Below are 14,334 nucleotides of genomic sequence, written 5' to 3' on the forward strand. Positions count from 1 at the left end.
TGTCCGTGCTCAGGCCCAGCGACCGGAGACCGCAGCGAGGTACCCCAGAGCCACCGGGCCGGCCGAGGAGGTCCGCAGCACCTCGGGGCCGAGCCGGACCGGCATCGCCCCGGCATCGGTGAGCACAGCCAGCTCCTGCTCGCCGATCCCGCCCTCGGGTCCGACCACCAGCAGCACCTCGCCCGCGTCGGGCAGCTTCACCTCGACCAGCGGCGTCTCGGCGTCTTCGTGCAGCACCATCGCCAGGTCGGCCTCGGCCAGCCGCCGGGCCAGGTCCGCAGTGCCGCGCAGCGGTTCCAGCGCCGGAATCCGCGGGCGGCGGGACTGTTTCGCCGCCTCCCGGGCGATCGTGGCCCAGCGCTTCTCGTTCTTCGCGATCTTGGGCCCTTCCCAGCGGGAAACGCTGCGCGCGGCCTGCCACGGCAGCACCAGATCGATGCCCACCTCGGTGGCGGTCTCCACCGCCTGCTCGTCCCGCCCGCCCTTGGCCAGGGCCTGGACCAGGCCGAAGCGCAGGGCCGGGGCCTCGAACCGCTGCACCGAGCCGACCCGCAGGTCCAGCCGTTCCTTCACGGCCGCGGTGACCTCGCAGCGGGCCACCGTGCCGGAGCCGTCGGCGATCTCGACCGTCTCGCCGGCCCGGATCCGGCGCACCGCCACCGCGTGCCGGGCCTCGTCACCGCCCAGCACCAGGGCGGCATCGGGCACTACCCCGGTGAGCGCGCCCTCCTCGGCGAAGAACCGGGGCAACGTCATGATCCCGCCTTCACATCGCGGCCCATGACCGCCCGACCCAACCGCAGCCCGCAAACGTCCTCAAGCCAGAGGACGTCCTCCAGCAGTGAACGACTCAACGGCCCGAGAAGCGGTCGCGCAGTTTGGAGAACACGCTGGTGTGCACCGGGGTCATCCGGCCCGCCGGACGGTCCTCACCGCGCAGCTTGGCGAACTGCCGCAGCAGTTCCTCCTGCTGCTCGTCGAGCTTGATCGGGGTCACCACGGCCAGGTGCACGACCAGGTCGCCCCGGCCACCGCCGCGCAGGTGGGTGACGCCGAGCCCGCGCATGGTGGTGGCCTCGCCGGCCTGGGCCCCGGAACGGACCTCGAAGTTCTCGGTGCCGTCGAGGGTCTCCAGCTGGATCGTGGTACCCAGCGCGGCCGCGGTCATCGGGACCTCGACGGTGCAGTGGATGTCGTCGCCGCGCCGGGTGAACACCGCGTGCTGGCTCTCGACGATCTCGACGTACAGGTCACCGGCCGGGCCACCGCCCGGGCCGATCTCGGCCTGGCCGGAGAGCTGGATCCGGGTACCGGTCTCGACGCCGGCCGGGACCTTGATGGTCAGGCTGCGACGCGAGCGCACCCGGCCCTCGCCGGAGCACTCCAGGCAGGGGCTGGGGATGACGGTGCCGAAGCCCTGGCAGGCGACGCACGCCTGGGTGGTCATCACCTGGCCGAGGAACGAGCGGGCCACCCGCTGGGTCTGGCCCCGGCCCTTGCAGACGTCACAGATCTGCGGCTGGGTACCGGGCTGGCAGCAGCTGCCGGAGCAGACCGGGCAGACCACGGCGGTGTCGAGCTGCAGCTCGCGCTGGCCGCCGAAGGCCGCCTCGGACAGGTCGATCTCGATCCGGATCAGGGCGTCCTGGCCGCGGCGCTGACGCGGCAGCGGACCCCGGGCGGCCCCGCCCCCGGCCCCGCCGAAGAACGTCTCGAAGATGTCGGTGAAGCCGAATCCCGCCCCGAACCCGCCGGAGCCGTTGGGGTCGCCGCCGTTGTCGTAGGCCTGCCGCTTCTCCGGGCTGGACAGCACCTCGTAGGCGCGGCCGACCTCCTTGAACCGCTCCGAGGCCTCCTCGCTGGGGTTGACGTCCGGATGCAGCTGGCGGGCCAGCTTGCGGTACGCCTTCTTGATCTCCTCGGGGCTGGCCGTCCGGGAAACCCCGAGCACCTCGTAGTAATCGCTCACGGCGGTGATGTTCTCTCCAGATCGGTGCAATGAAAGGGTGCGGTCAGGTTTCGGGAATCGGCGCCCGTCACGGGCCGGCCCGGCTCCCAGGATGGATCACGATGCCAGGATCCGGGAGACGTAGCGGGCGACCGCGCGTACGGCCGCCATGTTGTTGGCGTAGTCCATCCGGGTCGGGCCGAGCACGGCCAGGCGGGCCACGACCTCTCCCTGCGAGGCGTAACCGCTGGAGACCACCGAGGCTTCCTGCAGGCCGGTGTGAGCGGTCTCGCTGCCGATCAGCACGCCCACGCCACCGGCGCCGTCGCCCATCTCGGTGAGCAGCTTCAGCAGTACCACGTGTTCCTCGATGGCCTCGAGCACCGGGCCGATGCTCAGCACGAAGTCCGGGCCGTGCCGGGCCAGGTTGGCCGTGCCGGCCAGCACGATGCGCTCCTCGCGCTCGATGTCCAGAGAGTCTTCCAGGGCCTCGATCACGGCCCGGACCAGGGGCCGGTCCGCAGGGGCGAACTGCTCGGCGAGATCGGCGATCAGCGCCCGGACCTCGGCCAGTCGCCGCCCGGCGACCGCCTGGTTCAGCCGGGAGCGCAGCGCGGCCAGGACGCTCTCGGCCGGATCGCCGTTCAGCGGCACCATCCGCTGCTCGACCCGGCCGGTGTTGGTGATCAGGATGACCAGCAGCCGGCCACCCTCCAGCGCCACCAGCTCGACGTGGCGCACCGTGGAGCGGCTCAGCGACGGGTACTGCACCACCGCGACCTGCCGGGTCAGCTGGGCCAGCAGCCGGGTGGTGCGGGTCACCACGTCGTCCAGGTCGACCGCGCCGTCCAGCAGCGTCTGGATCGCCCGCTTCTCGGCCGGGGACAGCGGTTTCACCCCGCTGAGCCGGTCGACGAACATCCGGTAGCCCTTGTCCGTGGGCACCCGCCCGGCGCTGGTGTGCGGCTGGGCGATGTAGCCCTCGTCCTCCAGCGCAGCCATGTCGTTGCGGATGGTGGCGGGCGAGACCCCGAGCGAGTGCCGTTCGACCAGGGCGCGGGAACCCACCGGCTCGCGCGTCTCGACGTAGTCCTCGACGATCGCGCGCAGCACGGCGAGCTTACGTTCCTCGCTCATGCCACCCACCTCTCCTGTCATGTTGGGTCACGATGCGACGCCAGTTCCCGGCAACCGGGAAACCCTGGCACTCACACCGCTGGAGTGCCAGTTTACGACCCTTGCGGCACCCATGTGTGTCTCCGGCGGGTCGGCTAGGTCTCGAACCGGTGGCTGGCTACGGTCGCGCCATGGTTCCCAGTCTGCCCAGGATGCCCGGTTCGGCCCGCCCTCCGCAGGTCTCAGGCTCGTCCTCGGGCGATCGCTACACGGGTGACGTGCTGGCCAACGCCCGGAAGAAACCCCAGCTCAGGGCGGAGGCGGCGGAGCCCGGCCTGGTGGTGGAAGAGGTCGAGACCGGCTTCGTGGGCGCGGTGGTGCGCACCGAGAAGAGCGGCGGAATGCATCTGGTGGTGCTGGAGGACCGCAAGGGCAAGCTGCGCTCGTTCCCGCTCGGGCCGGGATTCTGGGTGGACGGCGTGGCGGTGCAACTGGTGGCGCCCCAGCCCGGTGGAGCCTCGAAGCCGGGTGTGCTGCGGACCGCCTCCGGTTCCCGGGTGGTGAAGGACCACCGGGCGCGGGTGGCCCGGGCCTCGCGGATCCTGGTCGAGGGCAAGCACGACGCCGAGCTGGTGGAGAAGATCTGGGGCCATGACCTGCGGGTCGAGGGCGTCGTGGTGGTGCCGCTGCACGGGGTCGACGACCTGGCCGAGGCGGTCGCGGACTTCGGGCCCGGGCCGGGGCGGCGGCTCGGCATCCTGGTCGACCATCTGGTGGCGGGCAGCAAGGAGTGGCACGAGGCGGCGGCGGTCACCCGGGTCCCGGGCGCCCGGGAGCACGTGCTGGTGGTGGGGCATCCGTTCGTCGACGTCTGGCAGGCGGTCCGCCCGAAGTGCCTGGGCATCCCGGCCTGGCCGGTGGTGCCGCGCGGGCTGCCCTGGAAGGAGGGGGTGCTCGAAGCGCTCGGCTGGCCGCACGCCGAGCAGGCGGACGTGGCCGAGGGCTGGCAGCGCATCCTGGCCTCGGTGAACAGCTTCGCCGACCTGGAGCCGGACCTGCTCGGCCGGGTCGAGGAACTCATCGACTTCGTCACCGGGGACGCCGAGGACCGCTGAGCGGATCGTTGTGCGGTCCTCGCCCGTTCTGATCTTCGACGGCACGCCGAAAGGGGCTGAGCGATGAGCCGACGGCAGGACGATCCCGAACCCGGTGGGAAGCAGGACGTGAACGCACAGAACAACCAGGCGGACGAGGGCCGGCCGACCGGTCCGGTCTACGGGGATGCGGGCCCGCACGGCGCTGCGCCGAATCCTCCCCCGCCGCCGCCTGGTTACGGCGCGCCGGGGTACTCGCAGGGCGAGCAGTCGACCCAGTACACGCCGATCATCCCCGGCCAGGATCTGGACGAGCGCCCCTCCAGCATGGGTGGGCCGAACCCTTGGACACAGCAGGGCCGACAGTACAGCGAGGGTGCGCAATCTACGGACGGTTTCAGCTGGCAGCCCAGCAGTTCTCCTTCCGCTGAGGAGCCGGCCCCACCGCCGCCCTCAACACCCCCGATGCCCCCTGCGCCCTCGGCTCCCCCGACTCCCTCGGCTCCCCCTGCACCCTCGGCTCCCCCGGCTCCCCCGGCTCCCCCGGCTCCCCTGCCTCCGTTGACCAAGAAGCAGGTCAATCAGTGGGCCGCCGGCGCTCATCTCGGCGGTTGGCTGGCCTGGATCCCGGTCGCCCCGCTGATCCCGGCGGTCGCGATCTACGCCAGCTACAAGGACCGCAGCGCCTACATCAAGGAACAGGCGCTGGAGGCGATCAACTTCCAGATCTGCGTCCTGATCGCCTTCGTGGCCGCGTCGCTCATCGACGCCCTGCCGATCCTCGACGGTTTCACGTTGCTGGTCTGGCTGGCCTCGGCGCTGTTCGGTTCGCTGGGCGGGGTGGCCGCCCTCCGCGGAGACCACTACAAGTACCCGTTCACCCGCCGCTTCATCGACTGATCGGGCCTTTGAGAAACCGCCGGGACGCTCGTGCGCGCCTTGCGCACAAGCGTCCGGGCGGTTGAAACTCACTTTTGAAAACCAAAGGACGCTCTCAGCGCGCCTCGCGCACAACGTCCTCTGCTTGAAAGCTCTTTCAGGGCAGGAGAGCCCGCACGACCGCATCCGCCAGCAGCCGGCCCTGGCGGGTCAGCACCACCGTGCCCCGCTCGGCCGGCTCCGGCTCGACCAGCCCGCGGGCCAGCACCTCGCCCAGCACAATGCCCGGTTCACCGTGCAACCCGGCATCTTTCAGCGGAAGACCCTCGCGCAATCGGGACCGCAGCAACACCTCTTCGAGCTGACGGGCGTCGGCGTCGAGCACCTCACGCCCCTGCGCAGGACTCTGCCCGGCCTCCACCCGTGCGGCATAAGTGCTGGGGTGCCGCACATTCCACCAACGCACCCCGCCCACGTGCGAGTGCGCGCCCGGACCTACCCCCCACCAATCGTCCCCCCGCCAGTAAGCGAGGTTGTGCTGGCAGGCATCGGCGGGGGTACGCGCCCAGTTGCTGACCTCGTACCAGGTCAGCCCGGCGGCCGAGATCAGCTCGTCGGCCAGCTCGTACTTGTCCGCCTCATCGTCGTCGTCCGGCGCCTTCACCTCACCGCGCCGCACCCGGGCGGCCAGCCGCGTGCCGTCCTCCACCACCAGCGCGTACGCCGAAAGGTGGTCCGGCTCGCAGGCCAGCGCCGCTTCGAGGCTCGCGCGCCAGTCGTCCAGGCTCTCCCCCGGGGTGCCGTAGATCAGGTCCAGGCTCACCGAGAGGCCCACGTCACGGGCCCAGCGCACTACGTCCGGAATGCGCTTGGGGTCGTGCGTGCGATCCAGCACAGCGAGCACGTGCCGTACCTGCGACTGCATGCCGAACGAAACCCGCGTTACCCCCGCTGTGGCGAGTGCCGCCAGCGAATCCGGCGTCACCGAGTCGGGATTGGCCTCGACCGTGACCTCGGCGCCGTCCACCAGACCGAAACTGTCACGCACACCGGCGATCAGAAGGGCAAGATCCCCGGCGGGCAGCAGAGTTGGTGTACCCCCGCCGATGAACACGGTGGAGACCCGCCGCGACGCTACCCCGGCCCGATCGAGCACTCCGGCCGCGAAAGACAGCTCCTGGACGGCCGTCCCCGCGTAGGCAGCCTGACTCGCCCCACCGCCCAGCTCTTTCGCGGTGTAGGTGTTGAAATCGCAGTACCCGCAACGCACCGCGCAGAACGGAACGTGCAGGTACACACCGAAAGCCCGCTCGGCCGACCCCCGCGCAGCGGAGGCCGGCAGCGAACCGTCGAGCGGCGCAGGTTCACCGTCGGGAGGAGGACCAGCCATACCGGAGCGCTACTTCTTCCGTTCCCCGGTCGGGGTGTCGCTGGACAGCGCGGCGATGAAGGCCTCCTGCGGCACCTCCACCCGGCCGACCATCTTCATCCGCTTCTTGCCTTCCTTCTGCTTCTCCAGCAGCTTGCGCTTCCGGCTGATGTCACCGCCGTAGCACTTGGCCAGCACGTCCTTGCGGATCGCGCTGATGTTCTCGCGGGCGATGATCCGGGCCCCGATCGCGGCCTGGATCGGCACCTCGAACTGCTGGCGCGGGATCAGCTTGCGCAGCTTGCCGGTCATCATCACGCCGTAGGAGTAGGCCTTGTCCGCGTGCACGATCGTGCTGAACGCGTCCACCGCCTCGCCCTGCAACAGGATGTCGACCTTGACCAGCTTGGCCACCTGCTCGCCGTCGGTGTCGTAGTCCAGCGAGGCGTAGCCCTTGGTCCGGGACTTCAGCTGGTCGAAGAAGTCGAAGACGATCTCGGCGAGCGGCAGCGTGTACCGCATCTCCACCCGGTCCTCGGACAGGTAGTCCATCCCGCGCAGCGAACCGCGCCGTTCCTGGCACAGCTCCATGATCGAGCCGATGTACTCCGACGGCGCCAGCATGGTGGCCCGCACGATCGGCTCGCGCACCTCGCTGATCTTGCCACCCGGGAACTCGGACGGGTTGGTCACGGTGATCTCGGTGCCGTCCTCCATCGTCACCTCGTAGATGACGTTGGGGGCGGTGGAGATCAGGTCCAGGCCGAACTCGCGCTCCAGCCGCTCGCGGACGATCTCCAGGTGCAGCAGACCGAGGAAACCGCAGCGGAAACCGAAGCCCAGGGCCACCGACGACTCCGGCTCGTAGACCAGCGCGGCGTCGCTCAGCTTGAGCTTGTCCAGGGCCTCGCGCAGCGGGCCGTAGTCCGAACCGTCGATCGGGAACAGGCCGGAGAAGACCATCGGCAGCGGCTCGCGGTAACCCTCGAGCGCCTCCTTGGCCGGCTTGGCGTTGTTGGTGACGGTGTCGCCGACCTTGGACTGGCGCACGTCCTTCACACCGGTGATCAGGTATCCCACCTCGCCGACGCCCAGGCCCTTGGTCGGCATCGGCTCGGGGGAGCTGACGCCGATCTCCAGGAGCTCGTGCGTTGTCTTGGTGGACATCAGGGCGATCCGCTCACGCGGGTGCAGCATGCCGTCGATCACCCGGACGTAGGTGACGACACCGCGGTAGGTGTCGTACACCGAGTCGAAGATCATCGCCCGGGCCGGGGCGTCCGGGTCGCCGACCGGGGCCGGGACCTGCTTGACGATCTGGGCCAGCAGCGCGTCCACGCCGACGCCGGTCTTGCCGGAGACCTTCAGGCAGTCCTCCGGCTCGCAGCCGATCAGCTTGGCCAGCTCCTCGGCGTACTTCTCCGGCTGAGCCGCGGGCAGGTCGATCTTGTTCAGCACCGGGATGATGGTGAGGTCGTTCTCCATCGCCAGGTACAGGTTGGCCAGGGTCTGCGCCTCGATCCCCTGCGCGGCGTCGACCAGCAGCACGGCACCCTCACAGGCGGCCAGCGACCGGGAGACCTCGTAGGTGAAGTCGACGTGGCCGGGCGTGTCGATCATGTTGAGGGCGTAGGCGACGCCGTCCTCTTCCCAGGGCATCCGCACGGCCTGGGACTTGATCGTGATGCCGCGCTCACGCTCGATGTCCATCCGGTCGAGGTACTGCGCGCGCATCTGCCGGGCCTCGACGACGCCGGTGAGCTGCAGCATCCGGTCGGCCAGGGTCGACTTACCGTGGTCGATGTGGGCGATGATGCTGAAGTTCCGGATCAGTTCCGGAGCGGTGGCGGACGGCTCGGGCGCCGTGTGGGCCATCGGAGACACTGCTGCGCTACCTCGTTCGTGTGGCTCGACGGAACTGCTCGGACTCTCCATCGTCCCACGTCCCGGGCCGGTTCCCCGCATCCATTGCTTTGGTCAGGGCCGCTGCCCCCGGCTGGTAGCCTGATAGGTCTGCGCCCAGCCCCTTGGGTGCTGCCGGTGTGCCTACAGACCGTTGACCAGACTTAGACGATCGCGAGAGAAGATCCAGTGGCAAACATCAAGTCCCAGATGAAGCGCAACCTCACCAACGAGAAGCGCCGTCTGCGCAACAAGGCTGTGAACTCGCAGCTGCGTACCGTCGTCCGCAAGACCCGTGAGGCCGTGGCCTCCGGTGACGCTGCGGCCGCCTCCGCCGCCCTGGCCGTTGCTTCCAAGCAGCTGGACAAGGCCGCGAGCAAGGGTGTCATCCACAAGAACCAGGCCGCCAACCGCAAGTCGGCGCTGGCCCAGGCCGTCGCCAAGCTGAGCGCCTGAGTTCTTCCTGACGGTTCCCCGGTTCCTCCTTTCGTGGGAGGGCCGGGGTTTCGTTGTTTTTGGCTTTGATGGAGGACGTTGTGGGCGCCCACCGCTCACAACGCCCTGGTCCGCCCGGACCGGGGCAACAAAGTTTGTCCCCAGCAGACTTTCTTGCCCCGATCTCGCCCGGTTGACCAGTTAGCGACGGCTCTGCGCGACGGTCAGCACGAGCCGCTCCACCGCGTAGACCGGATCGCGGCCGCCACCCTTGACCGCCGCGTCCGCCTCCGCAAGCGCCATCACCGCCCGCGCCAGCCCTTCCTCGTTCCAGCCGTTGAGCTCACGCCGGGCCCGGTCGATCTGCCAGGGCGCCATCCCCAGCGACTTGGCCATCGATGCTGAGGCCCCCCGCCCCGCCGCGGACACCTTCGCCAGCCCTCGCACCTTCATCGCCACGGCCGCCACCAGCGGCACCGGGTCCGCCCCGGTCGCCAACGCATGACGCAGCAGCACCAGCGCCTCCTCCGCGTGGCCGGCCACCGCCGCATCGGCCACCTTGAAACCAGTGACCTCGACCCGGCCGCCGAAGTACCGCTCGACCGAGTCGACGTCGATCCGGTCCTTCTCCTCGTCGGCCATCAGCTGGGAGCAGGCCGCCCACAACTCCCGCAGGTCGTTGCCCACCGCGTCGACCAGAGCCCGCACCGCCGCCGCCGAGATCTTGCGCCCGCCGCGCCGGAACTCGTTGTTCGCGAACTCGACCTTCTCGTCGTCCCGGGTGATCGGCTGGCACTGCACCTCGGGCGCGTTGATCGCCCGGGCCGCCTCCAGCAACGGACGCGCCCGCAACGCCCCGGAGTGCCGGATGATGACGCAGGCCTCCTGCGCCGGGTCCTTCAGATAGGTCGTGACGTCGCTGACCAGCGCCTCGTTGGCCTGCTCGACGTTCTCCAGCACGACCACCTTGCCGCCACCGAACAACGACGGACTGGTGGCCACGGAGAGCTTGCCGGACAAGTACCCGGCCGCCTCCATCCGCTCCACCTCGGTCTCCGGATCGGCGGCCCGGGCAGCGGCCAGCACGTTGCCGACGGCCCGGTCGGCCAGCACGCCCTCGGCCCCGACGACCAGCAGCACCGGAGCAGGCTTGACCTCGTCAGGGGTGACGATCGGGTTCTTCGCCTTGCTGGTCGACTTGGACGCGGACTTGGACGCCGATTTCGACGTGCTGCGCGATCGACCTGTTCCTGCTGCTGCCACGGCCCCAACCTTAGTCGCCCGGTTTCGGTCCGGATCGGGATCAAGGACCAAGTGCACATAACGCCGCTCATGTCCTGGTCCTGGCCCGCGCCAACCGCCCCGCACCAGCCATCCCACGCTGCCTCATCCCCAGCACCACCTCACCCCCAGCACCACCTCACCACCTCACCCCCGCACCACCTCGCCCCCGCACCACCTCGCCCTGACACCGCCCTTGTTCCCGCGCCACCTCGCCCCCGCACCACCTCGCCCTGGCACCGCCCTTGTCCCCGCACCACCTCTCGCCCGGCACCACGCTCGTTCCCGAACCACTTCGCCCTCGTCCGGCACCACCCTCGTTCCCGTGTCACCTCACCCCGGCACCACACGCCACCCCGCCCCACCATCCCGTCTCGCGTGTTCTTGCCCGAGGCAGCCCGGCCGCCTGCCGGCCCCGCCTCACCCTCGTTCCCGCGCCTGTACCACCCTCGACATCCCCCAACTCGCGACATCGAGAAGACAGTGCAACGCCAGCACCTTTCGTCTTCACGACCGGCCCTAACACCCACTTCCGCTGTCGGCACCACGATCACCGGGCAGTCACCGCCCGCAGTTCATCCGGCCCGCCGGTGATCGCGATCTGGCCCTGGATATCAGTACGGAAAGTCTTGGCCCCCAAACGTTTCAGCATGTCCAAAGCTCCAGGCGCCGGATGACCGTAGTCGTTGTCCGCCCCCACCCCGATCAGTGCGACCTTGGGCTGCAGGAATCGGTACAGCTTCTCCTCCTGATTGGCCGAGCCGTGGTGCGAAAGCACAACGACATCCACCGGATAGGCCGTGCCCGGCACCGCGCCGAGGGTACGCAGCAGAGCGCGTTGGGCCTCGGGCTCGACATCTCCGAGCGCAGCGATCCGCACGCCCCGCACCTGGGCGAACAGCACCACGCTGGCGTTGTTGATCTCCTCGCCCTCCGGATCGGCGCCGGCCGCAAGCCCTTGCCGAACCGCGGAGGCCGAAGGCGGTACCAGACGCCAATTCACCTGCCATTCAACAGCACCCGCGGTACCGCTGAGCTCGCTGGACACCGGGATCACCCGTCCTCGTTGCGCCAGGCTGGTCACTTCGTCGGCCTGCGGGTCGGGCAACGGCACCGGGCTGACGAAGACCACCGGGCTCCCTCGCCCGCCGAGCGCGCCTTCCAGACCGGCCGCGTGATCGGCATGGAAATGGGTGATCAGGACCATGTCGAGGTGTCGCACGCCGAGTCGGCGCAGGCATCGATCAGCCAGCGCCGGATCCGGACCGGCGTCGACGAGAACGGCGCGGTCCGGGCCGCTGCGAATGGCGGTGGCCGAGCCCTGACCGACGTCGCACTGCACCACCAGCCAGTCGTCCGGTGCACCCCCACCGATGAACACCGGTACCCAGCGCGGCAGGATCAGGCAGACCGCCACCACCGGGGGAAGAAGCGCGGCCGTGCGCCAGGCCCGTCGCATGAGCAGGCTCAAGCACAGCAGGGTCAGCGCGGCCAGCAGCACTGATCCGAACAGACCGCCGGGCCAGGGCAACGAGCCCGCAGGAACATCGGCCGCGCGGTGAGCCACCAGGGCGATCCACTGTGTGGCCAGGCCTCCGATCCAGGCCACCGCGGCAGCCCCGTCCGGCCAGATCAGTGAAAGGGCGGCTGCTGCCACGCCCGCCACCGTGGCCGGTGCCACCGCGGCGTCGGCCAGCAGGTTGGCCGGTACCGAGACCAGGCTGACCACCGGATCGAGCAGGATCGTCACCGGCGCGGTGGTGACCTGCGCGGCTACCGGCACCGCGAGCGCGACCACCAGCCCGGGCGGCCAGCGCCGAAGCCGATGCAGCCAGACCGGAACCAGCAGCAGAAGGCCAGAAGTGGCCAGCACCGAGAGCGCGAAGCCGAAACTGCGGGCCAGCCAGGGATCGACGCCGAGCAGGACGATCACGGTGGCGGCCAGCATCGGCACCCCGGCCCCACGCCGCGCCAGCAACGCCGCGACCAGGCCCAGCACCCCCATCACGGCGGCCCGCAGCACACTCGGCTCGGGCCGGGCGAGGATCACGAAGCCCGCGATGACCAGCACCGTGCCTCCGGCCTGCAAGTACCGGTTCTTGCTGACGACACCGATGAGCAGGAACGAGATCACCGCGAGAATACTGACGTTGCTGCCACTTACGGCCGTGAGGTGAGTCAGTCCGGCATCCTGCAGGTCGGTCTTCAGCTCCGGATCGAGGTTGGAGGTGTCGCCGACCACGAGCGCAGGCAGCAGGCCCCGCGCATCGGCGGGCAGCCCAGAACAGGCTTCCCGCAGCCCTTGGCGCAGATGCTCGGCAAATCGCCAGGGCCAGGAACCTGGATCGGTGACGACCGGCTTGCCTCTCGGGAAGGCGATCGCGGCCTCGGGTTGCCCGGAGCCACCCGGTTCCAGCCTGGCCAACGCTGTGACTCGCTGACCCGCAACAACTTCGCCCCAGGCTCCCGAAGCGAAGACCACCAGGAGCGCATCGCTGTCCAGCACATTCTGCCGGACCTCGAGCTGTTCCATCTTGACCCGGACCACGTACAGCGGATCACCGCCGAAGGAACTACTGGCCAGCTCACGCGGATCTCCGGAAATGCGACCGGTGAATCGCACCGACGCCCCGGCCTCAGCAGCTGTGGTGAGCGGATCACGCTCGCGGTGCAGCAGACGCAACCCGGCAACTGTCAGCACCGGAACGATCAGCGCAAGAACCAGCAACACCCCCACACCCCAGGCCTGAGGTGGCGTTCGAGCCCGGAACCGTCCCGCCCCACGACGGCCGAATCCTTCCGTCGGTTGAACAACGCCGCCAGATCGCTTCGCCTTGGAGCGAGTTGAAGCACCGCCGGACGAACTGTTCGCCACCCGGCGCCCTCGCCGCCGACCCGCACGAAGGTCCAGGGCATCAGGCTGGAGCGGCATGGCTTCCGGCAATGCGAACGAACTGGAAGGGCGAACTGACCGCGGAGATCCTGTCGCCCGGGACAGCCTCGGTAGCTGCGACATCCGAACTGCAAGCGCCAATCCGGCGAGCAGGAGGAATCCCAGCACCGCAGCGATCAGCAGTACCGTCCGAGCCGGGAGCAGCAGCACACCCCAGGTGGCTGACCAGGCCGCGACCGCACCGGGAATCAGACGGAGATCCGGGTGAGGCCGCGGAACCCGCCGCCGCTGAGGAGGTTTGCCGTTCCCACCCGACCACCGCCGTACGTCAGCCCAGAAACCCTGCTCCTGTGACCCGTCCAAAGGTCCTGCTCTGCCGGATTCACCCCGCGACCTGCGCCAACCCCGCAAACCCGGCCCAGCCCGTCGTTCCGACCGCTCTCCGGCCCTCACCACATCACCCCCTCTGCGGATCACACCCGGACCAGTGGTCGCAGCTTCTCCATGGTCGTGTCACCGATGCCGGACACCTCGTTGAGATCGTCGACCGTGGTGAATCTGCCGTTGCTCTCACGCCACTCGACGATCCGCCCAGCCAGCACCGGCCCCACACCAGGCAATTCGTCCAGCTGAGCAACCGTGGCCGTGTTCAGATCCACCGGCGCCCCGGATCCGGCGCCCGAGGCACCACCGCCGGCCGAACCGGTCCCCGGATCGGGCCCCACCGCAACTTCGTCGGGAATCTTCTGCCCCGGCTTGGGAACCAGAATTCGCTCACCGTCAACCACTTTGCGGGCCAGATTGATCCGTGCCAGATCAGCCTTCGGAGTCGCTCCCCCGGCCGCCTCGATCGCGTCCTGCACCCGGGCGTCCAACCCCAGCGCTACCACCCCTGGGCTGCGCACCTGACCGACCACATGCACCCGGGCCTGTGCAGCGCCGTCCGCAACAGCAGGCTGCGCCGACGAGGATCCGGCCTGCGGCGTCGCCTGGGGAACCGGCGTTGGCGAATCCTCCGGGACCGCCTCTGAAGTACTTACCAGCGACGAAGTTTCACCGATCGCAGTGCCGTCATCGCTGGGGCGTAACGCCAGCACGACCACAACGGCCACCACGGCCAGAGCCGCGACCCCCGCCGCGACCGCAGCCCGAACCGGCACCTCCCAGCGGGCTCCGCCCGGAACCCGGCCCCGGATCAACCCTTCCCGAAGCTCACGCAGGGCCTGCTCATCGTCCCTGCTACCCCCGCTCGACCAGTCGCGCGGCCAGGTCGCGAACTCCTCGGGCTCCCCCGGAGCATCGAGAACTCCTGCGGGTTCGTCACTCTCACGCTCGGATCGCATGAACCGACGTTAGACAGCCCGGCCACCCGAAACCCAGCCAGAAAAAGGAACTGTGGATAAACCAGCCCTCGTGT

Annotated in this window: 11 protein-coding genes; 3 read left to right on the forward strand and 8 right to left on the reverse strand. The window is 69.5% G+C overall.

Annotation, left to right across the window (positions count from 1 at the left end; genetic code table 11):
- Positions 1-9: 9 nt before the first annotated feature.
- The 3 genes from LR394_RS12510 to hrcA all read right to left on the reverse strand — a co-directional run bounded on the left by LR394_RS12510 (position 10) and on the right by hrcA (position 3,085).
- Positions 10-756 carry a 16S rRNA (uracil(1498)-N(3))-methyltransferase gene (locus LR394_RS12510; protein WP_231441209.1) on the reverse strand — a complete coding sequence of 249 codons (747 nt, stop codon included), beginning with the start codon at positions 754-756 and terminating at the stop codon, positions 10-12.
- A 94-nt stretch (positions 757-850) separates the two neighbouring features.
- Positions 851-1,969 carry a molecular chaperone DnaJ gene (gene dnaJ, locus LR394_RS12515; RefSeq protein WP_231441211.1) on the reverse strand — a complete coding sequence of 373 codons (1,119 nt, stop codon included), beginning with the start codon at positions 1,967-1,969 and terminating at the stop codon, positions 851-853.
- 96 nt (positions 1,970-2,065) lie between these two features.
- Positions 2,066-3,085, reverse strand: coding sequence for a heat-inducible transcriptional repressor HrcA (gene hrcA, locus LR394_RS12520; RefSeq protein ID WP_231441213.1), 1,020 nt, complete (start codon positions 3,083-3,085; stop codon positions 2,066-2,068).
- A 191-nt stretch (positions 3,086-3,276) separates the two neighbouring features.
- On the opposite strand from hrcA, the gene LR394_RS12525 reads away from it, so the two are divergent.
- A complete protein-coding gene (locus LR394_RS12525) occupies positions 3,277-4,179 on the forward strand; it encodes a DUF3097 domain-containing protein (RefSeq protein ID WP_407937040.1) in 903 nt (300 codons plus the stop codon).
- A gap of 63 nt (positions 4,180-4,242) precedes the next feature.
- Positions 4,243-5,058 carry a DUF4870 domain-containing protein gene (locus tag LR394_RS12530; RefSeq protein WP_231441217.1) on the forward strand — a complete coding sequence of 272 codons (816 nt, stop codon included), beginning with the start codon at positions 4,243-4,245 and terminating at the stop codon, positions 5,056-5,058.
- A gap of 136 nt (positions 5,059-5,194) precedes the next feature.
- On the opposite strand, the gene hemW is transcribed toward LR394_RS12530, so the two are convergent.
- Together hemW and lepA are read right to left on the reverse strand one after the other, a co-directional pair.
- Positions 5,195-6,427 (reverse strand): radical SAM family heme chaperone HemW, encoded by a 1,233-nt coding sequence (gene hemW, locus LR394_RS12535; RefSeq protein WP_231441220.1) that lies wholly within the window; start codon positions 6,425-6,427, stop codon positions 5,195-5,197.
- Positions 6,428-6,436: 9 nt separating this feature from the next.
- On the reverse strand, positions 6,437-8,281 hold the full coding sequence (lepA, locus tag LR394_RS12540) for a translation elongation factor 4 (protein WP_231441222.1): 1,845 nt from the start codon (positions 8,279-8,281) through the stop codon (positions 6,437-6,439).
- A gap of 216 nt (positions 8,282-8,497) precedes the next feature.
- Here lepA and rpsT point away from each other — a divergent pair, with 216 nt between their 5' ends.
- A complete protein-coding gene (gene rpsT, locus LR394_RS12545) occupies positions 8,498-8,764 on the forward strand; it encodes a 30S ribosomal protein S20 (protein WP_231441224.1) in 267 nt (88 codons plus the stop codon).
- 180 nt (positions 8,765-8,944) lie between these two features.
- On the opposite strand, the gene holA is transcribed toward rpsT, so the two are convergent.
- The 3 genes from holA to LR394_RS12560 form a co-directional block, all read right to left on the reverse strand.
- Positions 8,945-10,006 (reverse strand): DNA polymerase III subunit delta, encoded by a 1,062-nt coding sequence (gene holA, locus LR394_RS12550; RefSeq protein WP_231441226.1) that lies wholly within the window; start codon positions 10,004-10,006, stop codon positions 8,945-8,947.
- 568 nt (positions 10,007-10,574) lie between these two features.
- Positions 10,575-12,755, reverse strand: a complete 2,181-nt coding sequence (locus LR394_RS12555; protein ID WP_231441228.1) for a ComEC/Rec2 family competence protein — start codon at positions 12,753-12,755, stop codon at positions 10,575-10,577.
- Positions 12,756-13,390: 635 nt separating this feature from the next.
- Positions 13,391-14,260 (reverse strand): ComEA family DNA-binding protein, encoded by an 870-nt coding sequence (locus LR394_RS12560; protein WP_231441230.1) that lies wholly within the window; start codon positions 14,258-14,260, stop codon positions 13,391-13,393.
- Positions 14,261-14,334: the final 74 nt, after the last annotated feature.

Source organism: Kineosporia babensis, assembly GCF_021129305.1.
GTDB classification, from domain to species: Bacteria; Actinomycetota; Actinomycetes; order Actinomycetales; family Kineosporiaceae; genus Kineosporia; species Kineosporia babensis.